The sequence below is a fragment of the Mesotoga sp. BH458_6_3_2_1 genome (genome assembly GCF_003664995.1).
GTDB lineage: Bacteria > Thermotogota > Thermotogae > Petrotogales > Kosmotogaceae > Mesotoga.
This window is the reverse complement of the sequence record NZ_JFHL01000007.1, coordinates 17,289-41,028: the sequence shown is the minus strand read 5'-3', so window position 1 is coordinate 41,028 and position 23,740 is coordinate 17,289. Positions and strand designations below refer to the sequence as shown.

General features: G+C 44.8%; 19 protein-coding genes and 1 pseudogene. 9 read left to right on the top strand and 11 right to left on the bottom strand.

Translation table 11 applies throughout. The annotated features are described in order from the left end of the window. Positions 1–92: 92 nt before the first annotated feature. Positions 93–1,010: a hypothetical protein gene (locus tag Y697_RS05310; protein ID WP_147433186.1), complete on the bottom strand. Its 918-nt coding sequence runs from the start codon at positions 1,008–1,010 to the stop codon at positions 93–95. A 2,222-nt stretch (positions 1,011–3,232) separates the two neighbouring features. On the opposite strand from Y697_RS05310, the gene Y697_RS05300 reads away from it, so the two are divergent. The 5 genes from Y697_RS05300 to Y697_RS05280 all read left to right on the top strand — a co-directional run bounded on the left by Y697_RS05300 (position 3,233) and on the right by Y697_RS05280 (position 9,590). Next, positions 3,233–3,940 (top strand): nuclease-related domain-containing protein, encoded by a 708-nt coding sequence (locus tag Y697_RS05300; protein ID WP_121550638.1) that lies wholly within the window; start codon positions 3,233–3,235, stop codon positions 3,938–3,940. A 59-nt stretch (positions 3,941–3,999) separates the two neighbouring features. After that, positions 4,000–4,902, top strand: a complete 903-nt coding sequence (locus tag Y697_RS05295; RefSeq protein WP_183083719.1) for a thermonuclease family protein — start codon at positions 4,000–4,002, stop codon at positions 4,900–4,902. A gap of 368 nt (positions 4,903–5,270) precedes the next feature. Then, positions 5,271–7,010, top strand: coding sequence for an ATP-dependent endonuclease (locus tag Y697_RS05290; RefSeq protein ID WP_183083718.1), 1,740 nt, complete (start codon positions 5,271–5,273; stop codon positions 7,008–7,010). An 833-nt stretch (positions 7,011–7,843) separates the two neighbouring features. Then, the gene (locus tag Y697_RS05285; protein ID WP_121550635.1) at positions 7,844–8,989 is read left to right on the top strand and encodes an AAA family ATPase; all 1,146 of its coding nucleotides are present in this window, start codon (positions 7,844–7,846) and stop codon (positions 8,987–8,989) included. A gap of 10 nt (positions 8,990–8,999) precedes the next feature. After that, entirely contained in the window at positions 9,000–9,590 is a 591-nt protein-coding gene (locus Y697_RS05280; RefSeq protein ID WP_121550634.1) for a hypothetical protein, read from the top strand. A 627-nt stretch (positions 9,591–10,217) separates the two neighbouring features. Here the strand turns inward: Y697_RS05280 and Y697_RS05275 are convergent. Then, entirely contained in the window at positions 10,218–11,183 is a 966-nt protein-coding gene (locus tag Y697_RS05275; protein WP_259462330.1) for a nucleotidyl transferase AbiEii/AbiGii toxin family protein, read from the bottom strand. Further along, a complete protein-coding gene (locus Y697_RS05270; RefSeq protein ID WP_121550633.1) occupies positions 11,180–11,983 on the bottom strand; it encodes a type IV toxin-antitoxin system AbiEi family antitoxin domain-containing protein in 804 nt (267 codons plus the stop codon). Before Y697_RS05270 ends, Y697_RS05275 begins: the two co-directional genes overlap by 4 nt. Before the next feature lie 876 nt (positions 11,984–12,859). On the opposite strand from Y697_RS05270, the gene Y697_RS14920 reads away from it, so the two are divergent. Continuing rightward, positions 12,860–13,690 (top strand): transposase, encoded by an 831-nt coding sequence (locus Y697_RS14920; protein WP_259462329.1) that lies wholly within the window; start codon positions 12,860–12,862, stop codon positions 13,688–13,690. Positions 13,691–14,605: 915 nt separating this feature from the next. On the opposite strand, the gene Y697_RS05255 is transcribed toward Y697_RS14920, so the two are convergent. The 4 genes from Y697_RS05255 to Y697_RS05230 all read right to left on the bottom strand — a co-directional run bounded on the left by Y697_RS05255 (position 14,606) and on the right by Y697_RS05230 (position 16,984). Further along, on the bottom strand, positions 14,606–14,992 hold the full coding sequence (locus tag Y697_RS05255) for a DUF5615 family PIN-like protein (protein ID WP_121550631.1): 387 nt from the start codon (positions 14,990–14,992) through the stop codon (positions 14,606–14,608). Then, positions 14,976–15,212 carry a DUF433 domain-containing protein gene (locus Y697_RS05250; protein WP_121550630.1) on the bottom strand — a complete coding sequence of 79 codons (237 nt, stop codon included), beginning with the start codon at positions 15,210–15,212 and terminating at the stop codon, positions 14,976–14,978. Before Y697_RS05250 ends, Y697_RS05255 begins: the two co-directional genes overlap by 17 nt. A gap of 1,256 nt (positions 15,213–16,468) precedes the next feature. Then, on the bottom strand, positions 16,469–16,597 hold the full coding sequence (locus Y697_RS15130; RefSeq protein WP_409071768.1) for a hypothetical protein: 129 nt from the start codon (positions 16,595–16,597) through the stop codon (positions 16,469–16,471). Positions 16,598–16,705: 108 nt separating this feature from the next. Beyond that, the gene (locus Y697_RS05230) at positions 16,706–16,984 is read right to left on the bottom strand and encodes a DUF2442 domain-containing protein (protein WP_121550627.1); all 279 of its coding nucleotides are present in this window, start codon (positions 16,982–16,984) and stop codon (positions 16,706–16,708) included. Between the two features lie 577 nt (positions 16,985–17,561). On the opposite strand from Y697_RS05230, the gene Y697_RS05225 reads away from it, so the two are divergent. Next, on the top strand, positions 17,562–18,851 hold the full coding sequence (locus tag Y697_RS05225; protein WP_121550626.1) for an ATP/GTP-binding protein: 1,290 nt from the start codon (positions 17,562–17,564) through the stop codon (positions 18,849–18,851). Between the two features lie 4 nt (positions 18,852–18,855). Next, complete coding sequence (locus tag Y697_RS05220) at positions 18,856–19,452, top strand: RloB family protein (protein ID WP_121550625.1); 597 nt, start codon at positions 18,856–18,858, stop codon at positions 19,450–19,452. A 1,016-nt stretch (positions 19,453–20,468) separates the two neighbouring features. Here Y697_RS05220 and Y697_RS05215 read toward each other — a convergent pair. Continuing rightward, positions 20,469–21,632: an ATP-binding protein gene (locus Y697_RS05215; RefSeq protein ID WP_121550624.1), complete on the bottom strand. Its 1,164-nt coding sequence runs from the start codon at positions 21,630–21,632 to the stop codon at positions 20,469–20,471. Positions 21,633–21,777: 145 nt separating this feature from the next. Here Y697_RS05215 and Y697_RS05210 point away from each other — a divergent pair, with 145 nt between their 5' ends. Then, complete coding sequence (locus Y697_RS05210) at positions 21,778–22,053, top strand: hypothetical protein (protein ID WP_121550623.1); 276 nt, start codon at positions 21,778–21,780, stop codon at positions 22,051–22,053. A 406-nt stretch (positions 22,054–22,459) separates the two neighbouring features. On the opposite strand, the gene Y697_RS05205 is transcribed toward Y697_RS05210, so the two are convergent. The 3 genes and pseudogenes from Y697_RS05205 to Y697_RS05195 form a co-directional block, all read right to left on the bottom strand. Then, positions 22,460–22,804 carry a HipA N-terminal domain-containing protein gene (locus tag Y697_RS05205; RefSeq protein WP_121550622.1) on the bottom strand — a complete coding sequence of 115 codons (345 nt, stop codon included), beginning with the start codon at positions 22,802–22,804 and terminating at the stop codon, positions 22,460–22,462. Then, positions 22,801–23,259 (bottom strand): annotated as a pseudogene (locus tag Y697_RS05200) (hypothetical protein); the annotation flags it as partial. The pseudogene Y697_RS05200 and the gene Y697_RS05205, both read right to left, overlap by 4 nt. A 208-nt stretch (positions 23,260–23,467) precedes the next feature. Next, positions 23,468–23,680 carry a hypothetical protein gene (locus Y697_RS05195; RefSeq protein ID WP_121550620.1) on the bottom strand — a complete coding sequence of 71 codons (213 nt, stop codon included), beginning with the start codon at positions 23,678–23,680 and terminating at the stop codon, positions 23,468–23,470. Positions 23,681–23,740: the final 60 nt, after the last annotated feature.

Here is a 23,740-nt window from a genome sequence, read left to right as displayed (position 1 = left end):
TTCTCCGTCCTCCGACAAGATAATTTTTGTTACGAAGATATTCTGAACAAAAGGGGCGCCTACACGCGCCCCTTGAGTTAGTTTTTATTGCTCTATTCCGCAGTGATTTGAAGAGTCCGTACTAGATAGGTGTTTTCAAGCACAGAATCCGGAAATTCTATAAGGTGGGCGGAAATCAGAAGTTCATAGTTTCCTGTCGAGGGTAAGCTGAATTCATGACCGAAATCCCAGTTCCAGATTTCTACTTGATGAATAATGCTTCCGTACGCATCGTACAGTGTGATGGTTACTGGAATCTGACATTCAAGACATCCTGATGCGTCCTTAAGTCTAGCCCCGAGCCATTGGTTTCCCGAGTTCATGGTTACCGCGGTTGCGTCATCGGGTATCCCGTCAATTTCGATATGTAGTCCTTCAAGAACATGCATATCCGTTGTTTGCCCTGACGTGAGCTGCAAGCCTTCGAGATTTGAATAGTAGCATGTTCCGTTTCTGCAAACCCCGTAATGATAGCCAACCGTATCGCAGGGCATTAGCCGTATTGTGAAGTCTGATGTATGATACTCCGTCGATACTTTGCTTCTGAAATTGAAACTTATACCGAGATCTATCGCTTCGTATAGGTCAATGCTGCTAATGAAGTTAAGTGTTGCACAATTCTCAAGCGACAATGTGCATGCAGATGACATAGGTAGATTCTCTGTGAACCAGTGTCTTCCCTGGCCTAGCTCAATGAAATGAATCATGGCTATTGTCGGTATGTTTCCATAGAGCTTTTTTACTTCGGAGTAAGAGGTCGTAGATTGAGTATCATAGAAATCTAAGAGGAAGAATCTAGCCGCAACGATACTGGAATCAGATAACTCCAGCCCGTTTTCATCAATAAGAGTAATGTCTGCATGATCTGTGAAGGTTGAGAATTCAATAATGTTTGCTCCGGGAACGCTTACGGTTCCCTCAAGAAGATACAACTTGACTCCTTCAAGAGAAAGTGTCTCCACCTTCGCCATGTATCCCCATGTACCTGTCTCGAGACCCGAGATGTCCAGGAAACCGTTGTCTGTTCCCGTACTCGTCGACTGGTTCTCTCTGAAGAAGACGATATTCAGATTTCTTATCTTCTCTCCGGTTCCCGGATTGAATTTTATGTACGACCCGGAGGTAGGGGTTTTCTGGTCCTGTTTTTCGGGACAGACTCCATTATTTACATTTCGGTAACATAGACATTCGTCAGTCAGAGAGGTCTGCCGTCAACAGGATTTTTCGGGACAGACTCCATTATTTACATTCCTGTAATATAGTTCTTGATTCATTTCGAACAGATTTGCCGTCAGCAGTCACCGGTTCTCCGTCCTCCGACTAGAAGTTGCAAGACGCAAGGCGCCGAAAATCATCGGCGGACGCAGGGCCGGGAAGTTCATCCCGGGACGCAGGGCTGGCAAAGATCATGCCAGGTCGCAATGCCCGCTTCGCGGGGAAAGAGCCGCTTGGACAACAAACGCTGAAGGCTGTACGCTGGGGAAAACGATTCTTCGACACTTCACGCCTAGCATCTTTCTTCTTACTTAATGAACCGGAGAGAAAAGAGAGAGGGCGATAAGGACGAGAAGAATGAGATCCCGTGACCCTTTCGTTAGTCAGAGCAGGTTTTTCGGGACAGACTCCATTATTTACATTTCGGTAACATAGACATTCGTCAGTCAGAGAGGTCTGCCGTCAACGGTTCTCCATTATTTGAGAAGAGCGGAAGAACCAAATCTGAGATTGTTGGGTCCAGCGTCTCGCAAGATCGAGATCCAGCACAGGAACACTGCGGGATGACAGAGGAGGCGCTTATCATTGCAGGCTCTACGGGATGACAGTACGGGGACTGTGGGATGACATCGCTTCACGTCATCCTCGCGCTTCTGGCAAGGATCTCTATCCGTGCCGTGTTTTCAAGACCAGATCCCGTGCAGTTGCATCACGGGATGACTAAGTGAGTGGATTCAGGGGCGGGCTCTACGGGATGACAGTATGGGGGACTGTGGGATGACATCGCTTCACGTCATCTGGCGCGCTTCTGGCCAGGAACTCGATCTATGGAGTGAGGAATGGAACAGACGTTAGGAAACTGGATCTTTGGGGACAGACTCCATTATTTACATTATTGCAATATAATTCTTCGTTCAATTAGAACAGGTAGAGTTTTTCGGGACAGACTCTATTATTTACATTCTCGTAATATTGTTATTCGCTCAATTAGAACAGATTTGCCGTAGCGGTTCTCCGTCCTCCGAGAAGAGAGCTAGATCCGTGAGAGAGTGCCAGCGGGTCTTCGTTCCGTTACTTGGTGTCCAGGTTTTTGGTTAAGAACTACGAGAAGAGGAGAGAGGGCGAGACGTATGAGAAGAACGAGATCCCGTGCAAAGGTCCTGAACAGGAACCCTGAACAGGAGCACTTCAGGGCAGGCTAATCAGGGCAAGCTCAACGAGATGGCACCCTAAACGTCATCCTGACAATGCTCCTGGTCAGGATCTCGGTTTTTGCCGTGTTTTCAAGACCAGATCCCGTACAGGAGCACTACGGGATGACGGTAAGGTCGATTATTGGATGATACCGTTTCGGGTCATCCTGGCTCGCTTCTGGCCAGGATCTCGCTTTGTAACGCGAAAAATGGGACAGACGCTAGGAGCTCGTCAGTCCCTATTTTCGCTCTCGCTTTCTCGTGAGCGAATCAAAGTCTCGTTAATGCTCTTTCTAGGCTCTTCCCAGCGTTCAGCGGGTTCACGTTCTTTAGCGTGCAGCGGTTCTTAGAACGGGATGCTGAAACAAGTTCAGCATGACAAATTATCGTGAAGTTTTTCGGGACAGACTCCATTATTTACATGGCCGTAACCTCGTTTTTCTTTCAGGATGGCAATGCAAAGAGAAAAGAAGATAACGGACCTTTGGGTACAGACTCGATTATTTTCATTCTGGTAACGTAGACTTTCGTTAGTCATAGCAGGTCTGCCGTCAACGGTTCTCTGTGAAGAGAAAAATCCCGTATGGACCTTTAAGATTTCCTCCATTTGCCACATCACAGTAATTTCCGCGACGATTGTTGTTTGCAAGAGTTCAAATGGTAGAATTCAGTTGTTGGTTTTCTTTCTTTTTTCTTCTGGGGAATCTGCTCGACTAAGCGAATCGATTTTTTTCGTATGAATGGAGTATCGATTGTCTTTGTGGGTATCCCATGGGAGGTAATGAATGACCTTAAGTGCGTTTCTTTCTGCAATCGTACTTTTGGCAATTGGCTTCGTAGTTCTTTATCTTTTGAGCATCTATCTTAAGTACAGGAAATCTTCGTATAAGGATGCGAGCGGGAACTCCTTTCTGCAGATTCTTTTCGATAAGCGGAACTACGGCGAGTTTCTTATCTCTTCCAGGCTCGAGAAACTGGAAAGACATCACCGGCTGCTGACGAACGTCTATCTTCCAAAGTCGGATGGATCGACTACGGAGATAGATATTCTGATGATAGCTGAGACCGGAATATACGTTTTTGAATCGAAGAACTACAGCGGCTGGATCTTTGGCGATGAAAAGGGAAGAAACTGGACTCAGGTCCTGGAGAACAAGCAGAAGAATCACTTCTATAATCCAGTGTGGCAAAACAATGGTCACATAACGGCTCTGAAGCATGCGACCGGGCTGGGAAATCCAGAACTATACAGGTCTTATATAGTTTTCAGTGAGCGTTGCACCTTGAAGAAGCTTAGTGTCAATTTGCCAAATGTATTTGTTATGAAGAGAGACAGCCTACTGAGAAACGTGAAGCTTGACATGATGAGTTCTCCGAATGTATTTGAGCCTGAACAGGTCGACAGGATCTACGTGAAGTTAATGGGATTCACTCACGCCGACAGTTACACGAAGAGTGCTCACATAGATAATGTGAGGTCGAAGATATCGTGAGTTCTACGGTCGCTTTTCACCCCCGGTTTGCAAGGGCTTTCCTGATAGTTTTTGCTTCAATGCTTGCATCTCTTGCGATTTCTCTCACTCCCATTGTTCTTGACATCTCGGGAGAAGAAGTCGTTTATGCAAGGGAATTCGTCAGTCTAAAGGCTTCCTTTCGGGAAATGGAAGAAGGAAAGGTAGAGAGGATAGATGACGCTGCCCACATGGATGTTGCAATAGGGATGTTCTATCCCAGAGTGAGGCTAATTGGAGTAAGACTTCCAAGAGAAGAATCGCCCTTCATTCCCTATTTGGAGAGAGCAACTACACTAATGGAAAATGCACTTCTAGATAGCGATGTCTTTCTATCATTCGATGCTTTCAGATACGATTCTGATTCCAATTATCTGTCCTATCTGTGGTTTCCTTACGAGCTTGAAGGTACGGAAGTAATGATATCTGCTAATCTCCTTCTGGTTATGAATGGACTCTGTGACTATGTTCCTGAAACTAACTTCAAAGGAAAGCTTCATGAATACATGGAACAGGCTAAGCACTATGCGAAGATCAACCGAATCGGAATTTGGAGCGAGGATGAGAATCCTGAAACCTCTCTCGAGGCAAGAATCCACACAAGTGAAAAGATGGCTTCCAAAAGAACTCTTTCGATTACAGTTACAGGAGACTTTGATACAGCTTACAGTGGGTATATTGACATTCAGAGGTCGTACCCAAACACGAAGATCAGACAGGAGATCAGGGGAACAATCCCGCATGTACATGTTATCGAGCTGGATGAAACTTGGGATAAGGCCTGCTTCAATCTGACAGTTAGAGTCTATACAAAGAGTAAGGGAAAGGATATGACTGTTACTGCGCGAATCAACAACAAGTTGCTTGCATCAAGCTCAACAGGTCCTTACTCACCGGACCGGGTCCTCTTGTTTCTTCTCTCTGCGCAGTATTCGCTTGACTGACGAAGCTCTATTATTCTAAACTCCTCCGCACCCACCAAAATTTGTGAAGAACATTTCCTTTGTGACTTGACTGTAGATTCAGTATCTTCGCATTGAAAAGCGCTAATGTGCATGTAGTTAACGAAACAGAATCACCAATACCATTATCTTGGAGAGATAGTCAATAGTTAATGAGTAACCAATAAAACATTTCCAATCAGCTGAGTTTTGTTTTATGTTGATAAAGTAGTAAAATTAAGTCAATGTGTATATTCTGATTGATAGATCAGTTTTATGGGGAATAAGCGTGAGAAATTCGAGGCTTTTTGTGCAATTTTGAGAGATCATCAGATTCGATTAGACGAAAGCCTGCTGAAGGAGTGGCGTTTGTGAAAATTGCAAAGATTTATATTCGTAGATTCCGTTCTTTCGAGAAAAGTGAATTCACTCTTGGCGATGTTTGTGCAATTGTCGGAAAAAACAACTCTGGAAAGTCAAGCATTCTTAGGGCGCTCAACGTATTCTTCAATTTCGAAGAGGAGAAAGATAATTTGATAAATGGCAATCACTCATATACTCCAACTAGTAACTCGATAATTGAAGTTGTTTTTACGGATATACCAAACTCGCAGATCTATAAAAACTATTCAATCCTCGATTCCTTTAAGGTACGTTTTAGATATAATCCAAATAACAAGAAAGCTGAATATAAGTGGGCTACAACTGGAACAAGATTAGCAGCTTTACAGGAAGACCTACGAGCTAGGATTTTCTCTGATATATCCTTTGTGCTCATTCCAGCTTCAAGGGACGCTGAGAAAATGGAAGCCAAAGAGAACTCCCTACTTAGAAGAGTTATTGAAAAGGAGTTTAGGAAGAGGACAAAGAATCGGGACAGAGTATCACCATCCGTTCGTGCTTCTGCTAAAGAACTTGCAGAGAAACACTTCCCGAGCATTACAAAGAAGCTTGAAAGGTATTATTGTCTTGAGCACTCATATGAACTTACTCTTGACTACGTAAAGACTTTAGATTATTCTATGTTACTGTTTGATCTTGGTTTGAAGATTGTTGATCACTCTAACTCATTCAATGTTTCTGACTGCGGTACTGGTATCAAAAGTATGTTAGTGATTGCACTGTACAGATATTTGGCGTCAACCGAAAAAAAGAATGTAATTCTGGGAATCGAAGAACCTGAATCAAATCTGCATCCACAAGCACAAAGAGAATTTGTTTCCCAACTTCGAGACATAAGAAATCATGATTCGGAAGCACAGATTATCTTCACATCACATTCTCCAACCATTATCGATGAACTCCGTCATGAAGACTTGGTTTTGGTAAGGAAAGCGGCAGACAAAAAACGTGGCTTCAAGTCAGTTACCAGCAAGCTTGAAGAGGAATTCTACGCTAATCACGATATTAAAGCCGAAAAATATGAAAAGTTTCATAGGTATCGAAATAGCGAGTTCTTCTTTTCTGATCTTGTTATCATTGCAGAGAGTGAAAGCGATGCGGATGTTCTGAAAGATTTTGTATCAAATCAACCTACCATTAGGACGTACCTAAACAGAATAAGCTTCGTTGATCTTCGTGGCGTTGGTAATCTGAAGTACGTACTTTACCTACTTGCAGCACTCCACCTACAATATATAGTGGTTGTTGACAAGGATTTCTTCCTGCCATACGTTAATGATGAACTTGAAAATAGCCTAGGAAGTGATGGACTGCCTCGATTCAAGAAGGAATTCAAGCAAGAACGGCTCGATCTAATACAGCAGATTATTACAAAAGAACCGGAAAGAAAGAAGATTGAACATATGCTCATCTCGAATCATACACAAGCCTTGAAGATCCTAGCGAAATACTCCACTGTATGCATGAACTATGCGCTCGAAAAAGATTTACTCAATGTGAAGAAGATCCGCCAGAATATGTGTAGCATTCTATCCATTTCGTCATCCGACTGTACAACTAACTATCTAATGACAGAAAAAAAGAAAGAGATAAAGAAAACTGACAATTTGATTCCTTCAATTCAGAATGTGAGTTCATATCCTCGATCATTTGTGGCTCTTCGCAATTTAATCGAAGAAAAGTTTAAAAAACTAAGTGAATCCTTTTAGTCATTATAAGCTTCTTCGTATTTAGCTTCTTCGTAATTTTCGGGACAGACTCCATTATTTGCATTCCAGTAACGTAGTTCTTCATTCATTTAGAGCAGGTCTGCCGTCAACGGTTCTCCGTCCTCCGACTAGAAGTTGCAAGACGCAAGGCGCCGAAAAGCATCGGCGGTCGCAATGCACTGAGGTGCATCAGTGGACGCAAGGCTGGCGAAGAACATGCCAGGACGCAATGCCCGCTTCGCGGGGAAAGAACCGCTTGGATTATAAACGCTGAAGGCTGTACGCTGGGGAAAACGATTCTTCGACACTTTATATCCTTGTTCTTCTTTCTTACTCAAGGAGGGCGAGACGTGTCTGTTCGGGACTCGTTTGTTTACATGTGCCTAATATAGTTCTTCATTCAGGAGAGCAATGCAAAGAGAGATGAAGACAAAAGTGATACAAGAAGACGTATCTCTTTGCCTTTTTCACCCCGAGGGGAATTGGACAAGCAAATGAGGAATAGTAGAATAAGAAGAAATGAAGTGGTGAGGATGAAGCATCCAAGAGTGAACACTTGGATGCTGTATTCTTTTTACTGCAGAATATAAGTATCACGGTTCGATTAGCAAAGGTGTTCTTGTGGACAGGTAGGAAATTGCATAGGCTTTGCAGATAAGAGGGATGTTGGAGCAAGATGGCCGTTCTTGAATGCTCTTAGGAGAATGAATCCGCCACCGAGCTAGACACAAATTGGATAGCCTATAATAAGTAAGGTCTCCATTTGCTACAATATGACAAAGTAATGCGATGATATAATTTTCTTGAGCTTTTTCTGAATTGGAGGGATTTCAGTGCTTGTTTCGCATCTATCCGTCAGGAACTGGAGAAATTTCCGGGAGATCGATGTGGATCTTACCAGAAGAGTTTTTCTTGTCGGGCCCAACGCATCGGGAAAATCCAATTTCCTCGATGTGCTTAGATTTCTGAGAGACATAGCAAAGTCTGGGGGAGGCCTGCAGGAGGCATTGACCAATCGAGGAGGCATTTCGAAAGTTAGATGTCTGTCAGCGCGCAGAAGCTCAGATGTCCAAATTTCGATCACTCTTTCAGATGATCAAAGAAAAGAAGAGAAGTGGCGATACTCGCTAGGCATTACTCGTGAGACAGGTGGTAAGCGACTACAAGTATTGACTCATGAGAGAGTTTGGAAAGATAACATACTCATTCTCGACAGACCCAATGAAGGAGATAAAGAAGACCCTCAAAGACTAACACAGACCAACCTTGAACAGATTAGTGCAAATAGGGACTTCAGGGAGGTGTCTGAGTTTCTTCAGCGAGTTCAGTATCTTCATCTCGTCCCTCAGTTCATACGATTCGCCGCTACATTTTCGGGTTATGCTTTGCCTGGAGACCCTTTTGGCCAGACTTTCGTAAAGAGACTCGCCGAGACTCCGGAGAAGACGAGAAGTTCTCGACTAGAAAAAGTTGAAGAGCTCCTTAAGAAGGCAGTGCCTCAGCTCAAAGATCTTTCATTTGTGATTGATAAGATGGGGAAACCCCATTTGGAAGCAAGGTATGAACATTGGAGAGGCCACGGTGCAAAACAGCGTGAAGATCAGTTTTCCGATGGAACGCTCCGCCTAATTGGACTCCTCTGGGTAATTCTTGAAGACAATTCATTGCTCCTTCTTGAGGAACCAGAACTATCCCTTCATAAGGCACTTATTCAGCTGCTTCCAGAGCTAATGTATAAACTTCAAAAGAGCAAGAGTCGTCAGGTTTTATTGAGTACGCATAGCATGGACTTGCTTATGAATAAAGGTATTGCACTCGAAGAGGTTCTTCTTCTTGCACCATCTCCAGAGGGAACGGAAGTAAGAGTCGCAACTTCAATCAACGAAGCAGCTCCCCTTCTTGAAGCGGGTATGAGTGTTGGTGAAATTGTGGCGCCTCACACTATTCCAAAGGATATTCGTGAACTAGAAGTCTTGTAGGAGCAGTGATATGTATATTTGTCTAGTAGTGGAAGATGTATTGAGTGAGTATACCGTCAGAAAAATTCTTTCCGAGGTAAGGCCTGATTTGACTGTAAAGACAGTATACAAGAATGGTGGGTTTGGATACATCAAGAGTAATGTTAAAAGGTTTTGGAAAGCTTCGCAACAAATTCCATTCGTTGTATTGGCTGATCTCGATAACGAGATATGTGCTCCGTCAAGAGTCCTGAATTGGCTTGGGTTCATTCCTTGTACAGGTCGCTTTGTTTTTAGAATAGCCGTACATGAAACTGAGAGCATGCTGATGGCTGACAGAGGCTCGTTTTCAGATTTTTTGGGAATTAGTGAGCGCCTTGTGCCCAAAGATCCTGATATATTGCTGGATCCGAAGGAAAAGCTTTTGAGCCTCGTTAAGAGAAGCAAAAAGAGATCTTTGAAAGAAGACATACTTCCCTCAGCTGGAAAGCATGTGACAGTTGGTCCAGCATACAATTCGTCATTGGCTAAGTATGTCTTAGAGTTCTGGAATCCGCAGCGGGCCGCAGGGTGTTCGGCTAGCCTTCAAAAGGCAATTAGAGCGCTAGAATCTCTCGAGTAGCAGTTCGGCTGTCGCAAGTAGCACTTTTCGGGACAGACTCCCACTTTTCGGGACAGACTCCAGTATTTACATTGCCGTAACATCGTTCTTCTTTCAGGATAGCAATGCAAAGAGAAAAGAAGATAACGGACCTTTGCGTACAGACTCGATTATTTTCATTCTGGTAACGTAGACATTCGTTAGTCAGAGCAGGTCTGCCGTCAACGGTTCTCCGTCCGCCGACAAGAACGAAAAAGCCAGATTTAGTACCTCGTCTTCTCGTGAGCGCAGCGAACGCTCGAACATATTCTTTCTAGGCTTTTCCAAGCGTTCAGCGATCAGCGGGTTTTCGTTCTTAAGCGTGCAGCGGTTCTTAGCTGCGAGATCCCATGCAAAAGCATCACGGGATGACTGCATGGTGAATTATTGCACGATACCGTTTCGGGTCATTATGGAGAGCTTCTGGCCAGGATCTCGATCCATGGAGTGAGGAATGGAACAGACGTTAGGAACCGATCAGTCACTATTTTTGCTCTTCCCTTCTCGTGAGCGAAGCGAATTCTCGATGCTCTTTCTCCCATGTTTTATGAACATAGAGCACTACGGGATGACAGTACAAGGGCGTTACAGTTCACGAGACTTCTTTGATCAGCCTTGAAGAGTCTGCCTAACATTCAGTGCTTTCCATTTGAGCATAGGCTGCTTCTTGATTCTATCTACCAATTCTTTGTCATCGGTAATGATTTCTGGTCTGATTTCGCCTTTTTCGTTTAGTATTCTTAAGAATTCTCTTTCATTGTCTTTCAGAGGCAACAAATAGGAGGTTACTTTCTGGCATGATCTTTCGATATCACTGGCGAGAGTGTCGAGTTCTTCTTTGTCAAGTGTACCTCTTAGAAGTGGCAACAATCGTTTTTTCAGATCATTCTTGTTTACTCGAAGTGATTTTTCGTCTATTTCGAGCCAGTTCTTTCGATTCAACCCCCCAAAAACCGTAAAGGCAAGCCGGAGTTTTTCAAGATCAAGGGTGTCTATTTGCTTATGGAGCAAATATACATCATAAAGGTCTCTGCTTGTTTCTCGCGAAAAACAGGCCGCGATTTTCGAGGCGAAAACTTCCAGCTTGTTTACTAATGGAACTCTGCCGGCTATTTGACTACCTAGCTGCCTTGAATCCATTGTTTCTATTTCAAACAGTGGAACCCTCATCATGTAGTTTATGTCAATAGACAGGTTTCCTCCAGAAGATAGGGAGCTTACGTACCTCAATGAATAAGAGGTGGCTGCTTCTGAATCCCTTTTGTTTCTTATGGACAGGCTCTCTTCGTGGCAAACTGATTCTATGATGTTCTCAAAACCGTCTCTGTCACAGTCGAGTTCTTCTCGAGTGGGTGATCCAATATAGTTGATATCTATATCTACCGACAATCTCGGAATTTCCAGGAAGAATAGATTAATTGCCGTTCCCCCCTTTAGAGCGAAACTTCCTTTGAGACGATCGATACTTGATGCGCGATCAAGCCATGAAAGCAGTAGAGAGACTTTCTCAATAATCTCCTGCCGATAACCCGTCTGACCGGATAATCTGGACAGAGTCTCCCTGGACATTCTCATTGCTCTTCCCACCTTTCATTCAATATGTATTCAGGAATTACGAGATTCCAATCCTTCACCAACCTGGATCTGTCAACACGTGATCGATCAAAGTAATGCGGCGAAACTGGGATCATTTTTTTAAGTTCTCTCAATAGAGTCTGATCATTGTTTGTGATTTTCGGATGTCTTTGTAAGAAGAAGCCGACTTTGGCGCTAGTGGTAGAGTTGTCAAGCGCTCTCAGATAATTCAGCAGGTTTTCGGTGTTTAGATACTCGGTCATTTTGAGGGAACGCCAGACCTCTTCAATTCCGCCACATAGATTGGGTCTATCGAGCATATCTGCAAATGTTCTTTCTCTACTGGTTATAAGAACGTTTATACCTTTTATATCCACTTGCTCCGTGAGTAGGAAGTAGTTGTCTGAACGAAGCAGGTTCTGAGAGGGGTGAGTCGGTACGTATTCGATTTCCCTGAATACTAAAGGATGCACACTCTTCATAGTCAAGAATGTTCTGGTACTGAAAAGCGAGTAGGTATTCCCATTGAATTCCTGAGCCGTATGATAGGCAAGAATCGCATCCTCTGTTCTCTTCCCTGCGATGAGAAATGAATCAGGGGCGAATTGTTCTGCCTTCTGGTTTAGGGGTACCACTGCGTAGAGGCCACGACAGATTTTGAGGACACGACCTCTCTTAACGTGGTAATTCAGAAGAACGCTGTAGTTCTCAAGACTCTTCGCTTCATTCTTCTTCAGAAATTCTTTTAGATCACGAGTCGTGAAGACCGGTGATTCTTCAAAAAAAAGTTCTAACCTCACTTGATCTCCTCTCCGTGACTTGACATCTAGTGGCATATAGTATAAATATTTTATATTTTTAGGTGATCCATGTCAAGCACAATGATAACGTCATCGTGGTACGAGCTGGGCCTGGGGTCTGGAGTCTAGGGTCTCTCAAGAGCAGAAGTGATGCCTTATAGAACATTGGACGCATTGCCGGCAAAGGCCGTGCCGGGACGCAATGCACTGAGGAGCATCAGTGGACCCAAGGCTGGCGAAGATCATGCCAGGTCGCAATGCCCGCTTCGCGGCAATTCATTGGTTTTTCGGGACAGACTCCATTATTTACAGTTCGGTAACATAGACATTCGTCAGTCAGAGAGGTCTGCCGTCAACGGTTCTCCATTATCTGAGAAGAGTGGGAAGAGCGGAAGAACCGAATCTGAGATTGTTGGGTCCAGCGTGTCGCAAGATCGAGATCCCGTACAGGACCACTACGGGATGACTAAGTGAGTTGATTCAGGGGCGGGCTCAACGGGGTGACATAACGGGGGACTGTGGGATGACATCGCTTCACGTCATTCTGGAGAGCTCCGGCCAGGATCTCGGTCTTTCTTCAGAAAGAACAAGAGCAAGATCCCGTACACGAGCACTACGGGATGACTAACTGAGTTGATTCAGGGGCGGGCTCAACGGGATGACGGTGCGCCGCATTAACGATCTCGATCCATGAGTCGAGCGGAGATTTGAACCTCTGTGAAGATTATTCATTTCGAGCGAAGAAGAATAAGCGATGTTAGAAAATCAGCGAAATGTCTTTTGCTATAATCTGAAGTGTGCAAAAATGGGTACAGACATTAGAAGACTTGTCAGTCCCCATTTTTGCTAACATTTCCGCGGTTAGAGGTGATGATGATGCCGAGGTCTGCTCGGGTTGTATTCGAAGGTGTTGTTCATCACATTACTCAGAGAGGTAATTACAGACAGAACATATTTGAGGATTCTGCCGACCGGAAGAAGTACATCGAGTTCGTCAGCGAATATTCTGGAAAGTATCACATGAAGATCTACGCTTACTGCCTAATGACCAACCATGTTCATTTTCTAGCGGCTCCCCTAAGAAGAGATTCCCTAGCAATGACTTTTAAGTACGCCAATATGAGGTACTCCAGCTACTTCAATAAGAAGAACCGGAGATCGGGGCATCTCTGGCAGGGAAGGTTCTATTCCTGTCCGCTGCATCATGATCACGCTCCTGAAGCGTTGAGGTATGTTGAGAGAAATCCCGTTCGTGCAAAGATGGTTCAGTTTCCCTGGGAGTATGAATGGTCGAGTGCGAGAGAACATGTGGGATTTATTGAGGAGCCAGGAATTCCCAGTGAAGATGAGGGCAATGAATCTGAGCAAAGAAGTCAGGAGTCCGCTATTTCACGAGTTATTACCCAAAGTCATTCGATTTCTGAAGTGGAAAAGGTGTCTGAGGGAGATACTTTAACTTCTCAGATCTCAACATCATCTTTTAGGACTATAAAGCTTTCTTCGCTGGAGGAACTCGATGTTAACTGGACTCCCGAAGGCTGGAGAGAATTTCTGGGTTTTCCCGACGAAGATGGTTTTCTCAGTAGAATCAGGGGAAACACGTTTTCTGGAAAGCCGTTGTTTGCCGAAGAACTTGTAGCCGATCTTGAGAAGGAGCTCGGGGTTCCACTTGGCAGTAAGCCGAGGGGAAGACCGAAGAAGGAGTAGACGCGAAAAACGGTAGCGGTGAAAATCGGGTACAGACGTGAGGTGAATCGTCAGTCCCCATTTTCACCGGGAGCCAGTCAGGCTCCGCCTGGCCAGGATCGCCTTCGGCCAGGCCAGTTCCGCTTCGAGGGCAAACAAAGACCTTTGAGAAAGAGCATTGCGGAGAGGTTCGCTGCGCTCACCAGAGAAAGGAGAGAGAGAAGAAACCAGTAAGATTGGCGATGGAATTTACCCGTCACATGCATCTCTTTCATCTCACCTTGTGACCAACGAAGAACAGATCCTTCCGCTGGAACAAAGAGCAATGTTTTCCTGATTGACGGCTGCTCTTCTCGGAGAACGGTGGACCGCCGACGGACAACGTTGTCTTCACAGCGATCAGAGGGTTTTCTCAAGAGTTGGAATAGACGGGGACAGACGTCAGGAGCCCGTCAGTCCCCTATTCGAAATGCTACGCGATGACAATGTCAGACGATTATGCAATTCTTTTGTAGGGGCGAACGGCCGTTCGCCCGAAAAGGTCCTGGTTGGAATCTCTGCCTTTTACGGGAAAAATGGGACATGAGAGATTTGTCAGTCCCTCTTTTTAACTATTCACAATCGACTTCGAATGCATCTCCTCGCTGCTACGCACAAGCTATTACGCGCAACGCACCACTCAATAGGGGTATTGGAGGTTTCGAGGGTTTCTTAGCGCGTACTAAAATTGTTCTGATATCAGAACTGGTTCTGGGGTCAGAGCTAAACGTGCAAGTAGCAAAAAAGTGAGAACCCATCATTTCTATTTGAGTAATGTAGTTCTTCGATGTGATATAGATGTTGTTCGTTAATAGCTGGCGGATTACGGTACGCGAATGCTCAAAGCAGAAGGTTGAGAGCAGAACACTCAAGAGTAAGGACAGTACTATGACGGACTTATTTTGCTCCGGGGAAGAGCTTCCGCATCCTGACTCTTTCTTCAGTTATTACAACGAATTTGCCGATCATTTCACTACTACACTTGTCTATAACTTGTATTACCTGGTCCGCTTTGCGCGAATAATCTACACCAGTGAGTCTAAGGAGAACAATGCCAGGACAACTCCTCTGCTTCCTGAACACTATCTCCCCAAAGTCTTTGTCATCTGTCAAGATCAACGCGCCTAAGTTTTCTGAGAGTCTCATAACTTCCTCATCTGTGATTCCTGGAGACGATTCTGCTACTGAGTACACAGAGATACCGGCTAGCCTTAAGCTAGATACTAACCTTTGATCGATGTTCTCATCAGCGAGAGAGGAAAGCGTTTCACTTCTTTTCGGCAAGAGAGTACACGTCCTCATTGCGTAATACATCAAGAGCATAAGCGATTGCTGCCCTTACCTTCTCTTTGTCAAGTGAAGGATGTGCTTCAACGATTTCAGAAATCTCCATTCCGGCCGTAAGTTCTGAAAGTATGTGCTCGACAGTTATCCTTGTTCCCTTTACTACTGGTTTGCCAAGCATTATTCTTGAATCTGAATGAATGAAGTCCTTGTAATCCATCGTCAACACCTCACGAATATTATAGCATCTTGGACTTGTAGGCTCGGCAAATTGGAGACAGCAATCCTTGCTAAGAACCGGGTCTGGAATCTGCTAAGAACAGAAGTGAGGCTCGCTGGCGCGAGGAAGTGATGCCCGGAGGATCATCCGGGGAAGTGAGGCCGACTTCGTCGGGAAGTGATGCTGGCGCTTACACGCCAGGAGGCAATGCCCGCTTCGCGGGGAAAGATCTTCAATGCCAGTCTGCTAACGCAGGCCAGTCACCTTCGGTGGCCAGTCTTTGCTTCGCAAAGGCCAGTTCCGCTTCGAGGGCAAACAAAGACCTTTGAGAAAGAGCATTGCGGAGAGGTTCGCTGCGCTCACGAGAGAAAGGAGAGAGTTGAAACCAATAGGATTGGCGATGAAATTTTCACCGTCACATGCATCTCTTTCATCTCACTTTGACTAACCTAGAACAGATTCTTCCTCTGGAAGAAAGAGCAAGTTTTTCCTCATTGACGTCTGCTCTTTTCGGAGAACGGTGGACCGCTGACGGACAACGTCGTCTTCCCAGCGATCAGAGGGTTTTCTCAAGAGTTGGAATAGACGGGGACAGACGTCAGGAGCCCGTCAGTACCCTATTGGAAATGCTACGCGATGACGATGTCAGACGATTATGCGATTCTTTTGTAGGGGCGAACGGCTGTTCGCCCGAAAAGGCCTTGGTTGAAATGTCTGCATTTTACGCGAAAAATGTGGCAGACCGTAGGAGAAGTCGCTATGCGCCGAAGATCATCGGCGGACGCAGGGCTGGCAAAGATCATCCCAGGACGCAATGCCCGCTTCGCGGGGAAAGATCTTCAATGCATGTCTGCTGACGCAGGCCAGTCAGGCTCCGCCTGGCCAGGCTCGCCTACGGCGAGGCCAGTTCCGGCTACGCCGGGCGGAAGAGCGGATTCTAGGATCGGGTTAGAAGAGCGGGTTAGGAATTCGGGTAACTAGGAGCTGGTTATGAGAACCGGGTTTTGAAGAGGGAGATCCCGTGCAAAGGTCCTGAACAGGAACGATTCAGGACAGGCTCTACGGGATGACCGAAGAGGCGCGAAAAACGGGACAGACCATAGGAACCGGTCAGTCCCTATTTTCGCTGGAGCCATCCGTAGTTCTAAAGAGCGTCAATAGTAACGTATAGTTAAGCCCAGAAAGGTATGAGTGATTCACGAAATATGTACTCTGGAAAAAGCGACGGAGTTTCTATTTCAGCGGTGCTATCTTTCTCAAAGGTTGTAGCGCCTTTGCATCTTCCCAGCCGCCGAAAGTTCTCTCTGGTGCATTGAAGCCCATTCAATTACCAGCCCCAGGGCTCTGTGGGGTAAGGATCCTGCGATGACTGCCAGCGATTCTATTTCTATGATGGCTTCATGTTCACCATAGTGAGCATGAAAGTGTGGGGGAAGATGATCTTCTTAGTACATGTAGATTGTTATTCCATAGAAGCGACTGATTTCAGGCATTCACAATGCGGCCTTTGATTTATGGAAGATATCTTCGGGGTGCTTTCCCGTTATTCTCAGAAAAAGCGAATCGGCGCAGATCTCAAGCTCTTCTCCCCATGCTAAAGCTCTGCCGTCCCTGACAATGGTAACGTTTTCAAAAAACTCATCATTCGTGAGAGGACTAAAAAGAGGAGATGTAGCCAGTTCAGAAAACTCCACAGTTCCAGATACTCCATTTCCAAAGGTGAGTTTCAACTTCAACCCCTCAGTAATTACTGCGTGAGCTATTCTTATCATAATCACCTCTCCCTTTGCGTGAATTATAGCACCGCATGCATTTGAAGTCAGACTCGCTTGATAGAATTCGAAAGGACAAAAATAGAGACAAACTCTATTATTCCATTCTCAAGATTGCCTGTTTCTTGGGGACTCCATTCTAGAAATTACTTAAGGAAGCCTTGCTTGTCATGCATCCAAATATTTCAAGCCAGAATTGAATTGTTTTTGGGGCGACCAACGGGAACGACTCTTAAGAGCGTATGGTAAAGAGATTGCGCCGCTTAAGTTCAACCCTTGCACGGTCGCGCCATGTGCTTGACGTTCAGGAGAGTGTCTTTCACCATTAAGCGCTGATTTAGGATGCAATGATAATGATGGGTCCATAGTCCTTTGTCGAGGATTACTTTAAAGAGAGTCATTTAGCCAAACTCCTTTCAGTGCAAGACGTTTCACAGAAAGAATGAGAACTCTAATACTAAGTCTTAATATGCGTATTTGTAAAAGTATCACGAATATGATATATTAGAGGTGAGTTTTCGATGTTATCATTAATGGTCGTTAGTCTCTATTTGTTTTGTACCGGGGAGGTGAGGGGATGTTAGTTTCTTTCGCGATTAAGAATTTCCGTTCCTTTCTTGATGAAACCGTCTTCTCCATGGAGTGTGAGTCTGTCTCGGAATTGCAGGAACTCAATACTTTCGTTTCAGGTAAATGGTGTCTACTGAAGTCTTCGTTCATTTACGGAAAGAATGCCGGAGGCAAGAGCAATCTACTCAAGGGAATAGCAAAGATGCGGGACATACTTCTTCACTCCTTTGATGATAGCTATCGCCTTCAGACAGATCGTTTTGCTTTCAAAGAGGGCGCGGAGAAAAGACCAACCAAGTTTGAGATTGAGTTTCTTACTGAGTTTAGCGGAGGTCCTCGCAAGTTCAGATACGGATTCGAAATTCAAGGGGACAGCATTCACAGTGAGTGGCTTTTCATTACCCATGAAAGAGAAACAAGGATCTTCTTGAGGGAATCCGCCTCGAAGAAAGATATCGTGATTACAAAGAAATATGGAGAGTTGAAGAAGTTCGTAGAATTCACAAATCCTAACGTCTTATTCTTGTCGGTGATAAACAAGATTGGCTCTGTTGATCTTGTGAATACGGTTTTCAACTATCTCCGCTCTCTGATAATTATCGATGCGTCAAGATTTCCTACGTCTCTCACTGCAGCCAGGCTTTACGAAGATAAGGCCCTCTACGAAAAGACTGTTAATTTCATGCGTGAAGCCGACCAGGGAATAAGTGGACTTGAGATTAGGCGTGAGGAATTTGAAGATGTGGAGACCTATTTCAAAGATATAACTGGAAGGCGTAATGACTTAGAAATCGATATTACGCAGGTGCATGATGGAAGAAATGGTACGAGCAAATTTCTTAGTTATGATGTGTTCACCAGTCACGACATGTATAACGACGATAGGTCTAAGAAGGCGAAAATCCTTTGTGATCTACGAGAGTTTGAATCTGAGGGCACGAAGAAGTTCTTCAAGATCCTCGGTCCGGTTGTTGATGCATTGACTCACGGCAAGGTAATCCTTATCGACGAAATTGACTCAAAGCTGCATCCGCTTTTGGTAGAGGCGCTTATCGACAAGTTCAACTCTATTAGCGAGAATTCTAAGAACGCTCAAATGATCTGCAACACTCACAACCCTTTGATCCTCGAAAGCAAGAAAGTTCGTAGAGACCAGTTCTGGTTTGTTGACAAAAATGAACTTGGAGAGAGCTCGCTCTATAGACTCACTGATTTCACAAATGTAAGAAAGGATCTGAATCTTAAGAAGGCGTATTTGCTGGGTCAATTTGATGGTATCCCTAAGATGAGGTTCTAGAAATATGAAAAGAAAGCAACGGCGCTCTAGAAAGACGAAAGATACGATTGTTATTGTATGCGGAAGAACCAAAACAGAGGTCAATTATTTCAAGAGTTTCGGATTGAAAATCGGTAGACTGGGCAAGGTTCGAGTTGAAGTGATCGGAACAGGTAGCAATACAGCCGAGCCAATAGCGCTAGTGAAGAAAGCTATTTCGCTAAAGGATTCCGATTCATCAATTGCAGCGGTATGGGCAGTATTTGACAAGGACAACTTTGATCTGGGACCAGCAATAGATGAAGCACGTGATAGTGGAGTAAGCGTTGCATGGTCAAATCAAGCCTTTGAAATATGGTTCATTCTACATTTCGAATTCTTCACACGTGAGATAAATAGAGCCAAGTATAGTGAAATTCTTGAAAAACATCTTGGAAGCAAATATGAAAAGAATGATCGCAATCTCTTTGACAAAACCTTTGCAATGATAGAAAATGCAATCGAGAATGCGAAGAAAGGCCATCAACAGCATATTACATTCGGGCATGATCCCGATAGCGCGTGTTCGTGCACGACGGTATACAAGTTAGTCGAAGAGCTTCTCAAGTGGATAGAAGATTAGAGAGCTTAGTTCCATTTCGGGACTGACCTTTAGGGACTCCATTATTTACATTCCGATAAGATAGTTCTTCATTCAGCTAAAACGAGTCTGGCTTGAACGGTTCCCCCTCCTCCGACAACGTTTTTCAGACTCCGTATTTTCATTATCGTAACGGGGATCTTCATTCAATATGAGGAACTTGCTAGCAATGGTTCTCCGTTCTCTGAGAAGAGCGAAAATAGCATAAGAGTCGGGTCTAGGCTCTCGTAAGACCAGATCCCGTGCAAAAGCGTCACGGGATGACAGAAGAGGCGTTAAGCAAGTCAGCCTCTACGGGATGATAATGTCAGACGATTATGCGATTCTTTTGTAGGGGCGAACGGCTGTTCGCCCGAAAAAGGTCCTGGTTGGAATTTCTGCCTTTTACGGGAAAAATGTGACAGACCGTAGGAGCATTTGGGAGCCAGTCAGGCTCCGCCTGGCCAGGATCGCTATCCGTACCGCGTTTTCAAGACCAGATCCCGTGCAGACCCATCACGGGATGACAAACTGAGGCATTTCAGGGCAGGCTCTACGGATTGACAGAAGAGGGTGGATTTACGGACATTTAATACGGAGTGAAAGCACATCAAGTCATCCTGTCATGCTTCAGGCCAGGATCTCGATTCTCTCGAAAAGTGGGACGTAAGGAGAATCGTCAGTCCCTATTTTCGCTTATAGCGTTCAGCGTGCAGCGAAAAGCGGATCTCAGGTGATAGATCCCGTGCAAAAGCATCACGGGATGACGGAATAGGACCATTAACATAATCCAAACAGAAGCATATATGGGCCGGCTCATTGGGGCAGACCCTACGGGATGACAGTCCTGCCTGTCATCCTGACAATGTTCCTGGTCAGGATCACGGTCCTTCGCGAAAAATGGTCTAGATGCTAGAAGAATCGTCAGTCCCTATTTTCGTTGCAGCGCTTAGCGGGTCCTTGTTTTTAAGCGTATAGCGGATCTTAGAGAGAGCCGGCAGGGTAACTACGAGTTAATGTCAGTATTGAAAGCCAAGTGTCCACATAGGAATCGAGTTTGAATAGGGCAAATCAGTGTCGTCTCTTATTACGAACTCCGCTTTCTTTGGTTTTTTGCTCCTTCCTCCCACTTCAATAATCTTTCCATCTACAGAGAAATCTCCGTTTCGCTCATCCGCACATGCAAAGACTTTTCTACCAGCATCTTCGAAGGATTGTGCCACAAAGGCTTCTCTTCTTGTTCCAATATTTCCTGTACCAATTGAGTAGAAAGCAGGGTCGCCAAAGAATATTTTCTCACCCTTGGAGAAGGTTCGATTATCGTTTTCTCTATATACTATTCTGATTACTCCTGTCGCGTTCATTACAGTAAGAAGTTCATAGAGCTTTCTCTTCCCTATACCCCAGTCTCTACACATTCTCTCAATGTTCAATGTTGGTACTTTTGAAATCGCCAAGAACCCAACAACGGCATTCATTAGCCTGAAGTGAATATCTGAGATTTGGGGAACGAAGAAAGGGACATCTCCATGTAGTGTTTTTTCGATACTGTGTTCTATTTGCTCTCGAAAGTCCCATTCCATGTAAGACGGCCTGAATCCCCGCTCAAGATACTCTTCAAAAGTGGCAAGTACGTTTGTACCGTTCATTATCTCTTTAACTGACGAAGGCTCAGGAGAGAATGGTTCTAGTTGTGGCAAAAGTGTTCCGTCTCTAAGAAATATGTATTCTCTCAAAGACATTAGAGGGATTTGAACCCTGGAGAATCTTCTTGACAGATCTGCGATCCCCTGTCTTAATACTAGGCTGCTGCTATCGCTAGCTATTACAAGCTTTCCTGGATAGGAATCGTAGAGGGCCTTAAGATGGATGCTCCAGTCTTTTGCGTAGTGAGCTTCATCCACAACTATCCCCTCATAACCCCTTACGAAGGCCGTCTTTGCTATACTCCATATGTCACTAGTAGAAACGAGAGGATTGTCGGCCGAAACGTAGAGTACTCTTCTCTCCCTAAATCTGTTCAGAAGGAAAGTGGTTTTCCCAACCCCTCTTGGCCCAAAGACAAGGACTGCCCTGTTCTTCATCTCTATTTTGTCGAAGTAAGGCCTCAGTCTCGACGGGAGCTCCATTTCCTTCCTTTTCTGCACCTCTTCAAGTGACTGAACTAACTCGTCCGAATCCACACGACCATCTCCTTGCGTTTCACTATGAAACTATATTAGCATAGATTCGTTCCCATACGAAACGGACACAAGAATTAGGAAGATAAATTGAAAGACGCAATGCCGGCAAAGACCGTGCCGGGACGCAATGCACTGAGGAGCATCAGTGGACGCAAGGCTGGCGAAGAACCTTTGTAGAAGTGAGGCTCGCTGGCGCGAGGAAGTGATGCCCGCAGGATCATCCGGGGAAGTGACGCCGACTTCGTCGGGAAGTGATGCTGGCGCTTACACGCCAGGAGGCAAAATGAGCCAGTCTGCTGACACAGGCCAGTCACCTTCAGTACCGCTTTGCGGGCAAACAAAGACCTTTGAGAAAGAGCATTGCGGAGAGGTTCGCTGCGCTCACGAGAGAAGAGAGAACTTTTCGGAGCCAGTCTGGTAACGCAGGCCAGTCACCTTCGGTGGCCAGTCGCACTTCGTGCGGCCAGTTCCGCTTTGAGGGCAGAAGAGTGGATTCTAGGATCGGGTTACTAAGAACGGGTTAAGAAAACCGGGTTATGAGAATCGGGTTATGAGAATCGGGTTAATAGGATCGGGTGTGAAACAGAAGAGCGGGTTACTAGGAACGGGTTAAGAAAATCGGGTTAGAAAGAACAAGATGCTGAAGCAAGTTCAGACGAGTGTGGCTAATTCGGAGGACGGAGGACCGTTGACGGACAAGGTTGTTTCCAAACGATCAGCGGTTCGTGATTCTTAAGCTTAGCGCGGATCTTTCGTTCCGATGATGCGCGTCGAGAATTTTGGTTAAGGGAACAGCACATTGTCAGAACAGAAGGTTCTTTTGAAGACTATCTGATCTCGGTAATCTCGAAGTTATCGGTCGGTAATCTGCCGTTGTTAACAAATAGAAGCTCAAGCTCAGCATTGTTCCTGATCCCAAATCTATCAAGAATGGTATGGTAGTCCCTTCTCTTCTTATCTGGTAAACGTCTCGAGAAGAAAGGAAAAAGCTTGTTGCTATATGTGACAGTCTGCCTACTAAACGGTAGGATGTCGATCAAGCTTGAAGTCTCTGAGTTCTTCAGAGCAGTCTCATCATATTCGAATGAATAATGTTTCCCATCAAAAACCAAGAATCCAATGGGAATCTTCCTGTCTGGTTCTGCTCTATAATACAGCACTGCTTTTCTCATCCAAACACTTCCTCTACCAGTTGCCTTTTTGCGATAATCAGTTCCAGCAATAAGTCTTTCGTTGTTCTGCTAAGTATCTCGCAAGGTACTCGATCAATTATAGCATTCGCGTTGGTTCTGTTAATCTTGCTTGCCATGCCAAGTATTGTACTAACTAACTCACTGTCAGCAAAATTGTCTCTTATGTGAGTGAGCAATTCTTTGTGTGTGACTTTTCTTTTTCCAGAGAATACCAATAGTGACTTTGCCTTCGTTTCAACATTTGCCATGAAGCGTCTCCTGTCCTTCAGAATATTCTCAATGTCCTCTTCCCTTATCTTCGAACAAAGCGATGCACTGTGATCATATGAAGGTGCCATTCTTGTTTCTCCGAGACCACTATATATTATTCCCCAGTTCCCATGGTGTCTATCGCTGTTGCCTATCAAAGCATCAAAAATTAAATACTGCAGTAAGTGCTTTCCTTGTTGCCCGGATTACGTCTATTACAAGCTCCAGAGAATACTCTCTACCTGTCAACGTATCTTTCATTAATTCGGGATCATATCCTGGTTGCATCTTTTGAATCAGATCCAACATCTCTATCAGGTTCTCTCCCTTATCGACTTCTACGAAGTTCTTACTAACTGTACCGAGTCTCCCCTTATATGTTGCAAACTCAGTCTACGCAGCTTCAATTCCAACAAGCTTAGCAATTTCATAAGCCAGTTTCTCAGATACATGTTCTGTTGTTCCCACTTTCGGTATCTTAAAGAGCCACTCCTCGCCAAAATGATTGACAAACCAGTACTTCTCATTTCTTCCGGGCGCGGCCACTCCTAATTCCCTCCACGAATTCAGGTCAACGAGTTCAAAAATGCCACGATGTTCTTTCAACAAAATACCTCCTCTTACTCAACAAAAATTATATCAATCACTATGACGAATTAACACACG

Excerpts from the sequence above, each read along its gene's own strand:
- Y697_RS05310 (WP_147433186.1), bottom strand. The coding sequence starts at position 1,010 with ATGGCGAAGGTGGAGACACTTTCTCTTGAAGGAGTCAAGTTGTATCTT.
- Y697_RS05300 (WP_121550638.1), top strand. The coding sequence starts at position 3,233 with ATGACCTTAAGTGCGTTTCTTTCTGCAATCGTACTTTTGGCAATTGGC.
- Y697_RS05295 (WP_183083719.1), top strand. The coding sequence starts at position 4,000 with ATGCTTGCATCTCTTGCGATTTCTCTCACTCCCATTGTTCTTGACATC.
- Y697_RS05280 (WP_121550634.1), top strand. The coding sequence starts at position 9,000 with ATGTATATTTGTCTAGTAGTGGAAGATGTATTGAGTGAGTATACCGTC.
- Y697_RS05275 (WP_259462330.1), bottom strand. The coding sequence starts at position 11,183 with ATGAGAATGTCCAGGGAGACTCTGTCCAGATTATCCGGTCAGACGGGT.
- Y697_RS14920 (WP_259462329.1), top strand. The coding sequence starts at position 12,860 with ATGCCGAGGTCTGCTCGGGTTGTATTCGAAGGTGTTGTTCATCACATT.
- Y697_RS05250 (WP_121550630.1), bottom strand. The coding sequence starts at position 15,212 with ATGGATTACAAGGACTTCATTCATTCAGATTCAAGAATAATGCTTGGC.
- Y697_RS05230 (WP_121550627.1), bottom strand. The coding sequence starts at position 16,984 with ATGATAAGAATAGCTCACGCAGTAATTACTGAGGGGTTGAAGTTGAAA.
- Y697_RS05225 (WP_121550626.1), top strand. The coding sequence starts at position 17,562 with ATGTTAGTTTCTTTCGCGATTAAGAATTTCCGTTCCTTTCTTGATGAA.
- Y697_RS05220 (WP_121550625.1), top strand. The coding sequence starts at position 18,856 with ATGAAAAGAAAGCAACGGCGCTCTAGAAAGACGAAAGATACGATTGTT.
- Y697_RS05205 (WP_121550622.1), bottom strand. The coding sequence starts at position 22,804 with ATGAGAAAAGCAGTGCTGTATTATAGAGCAGAACCAGACAGGAAGATT.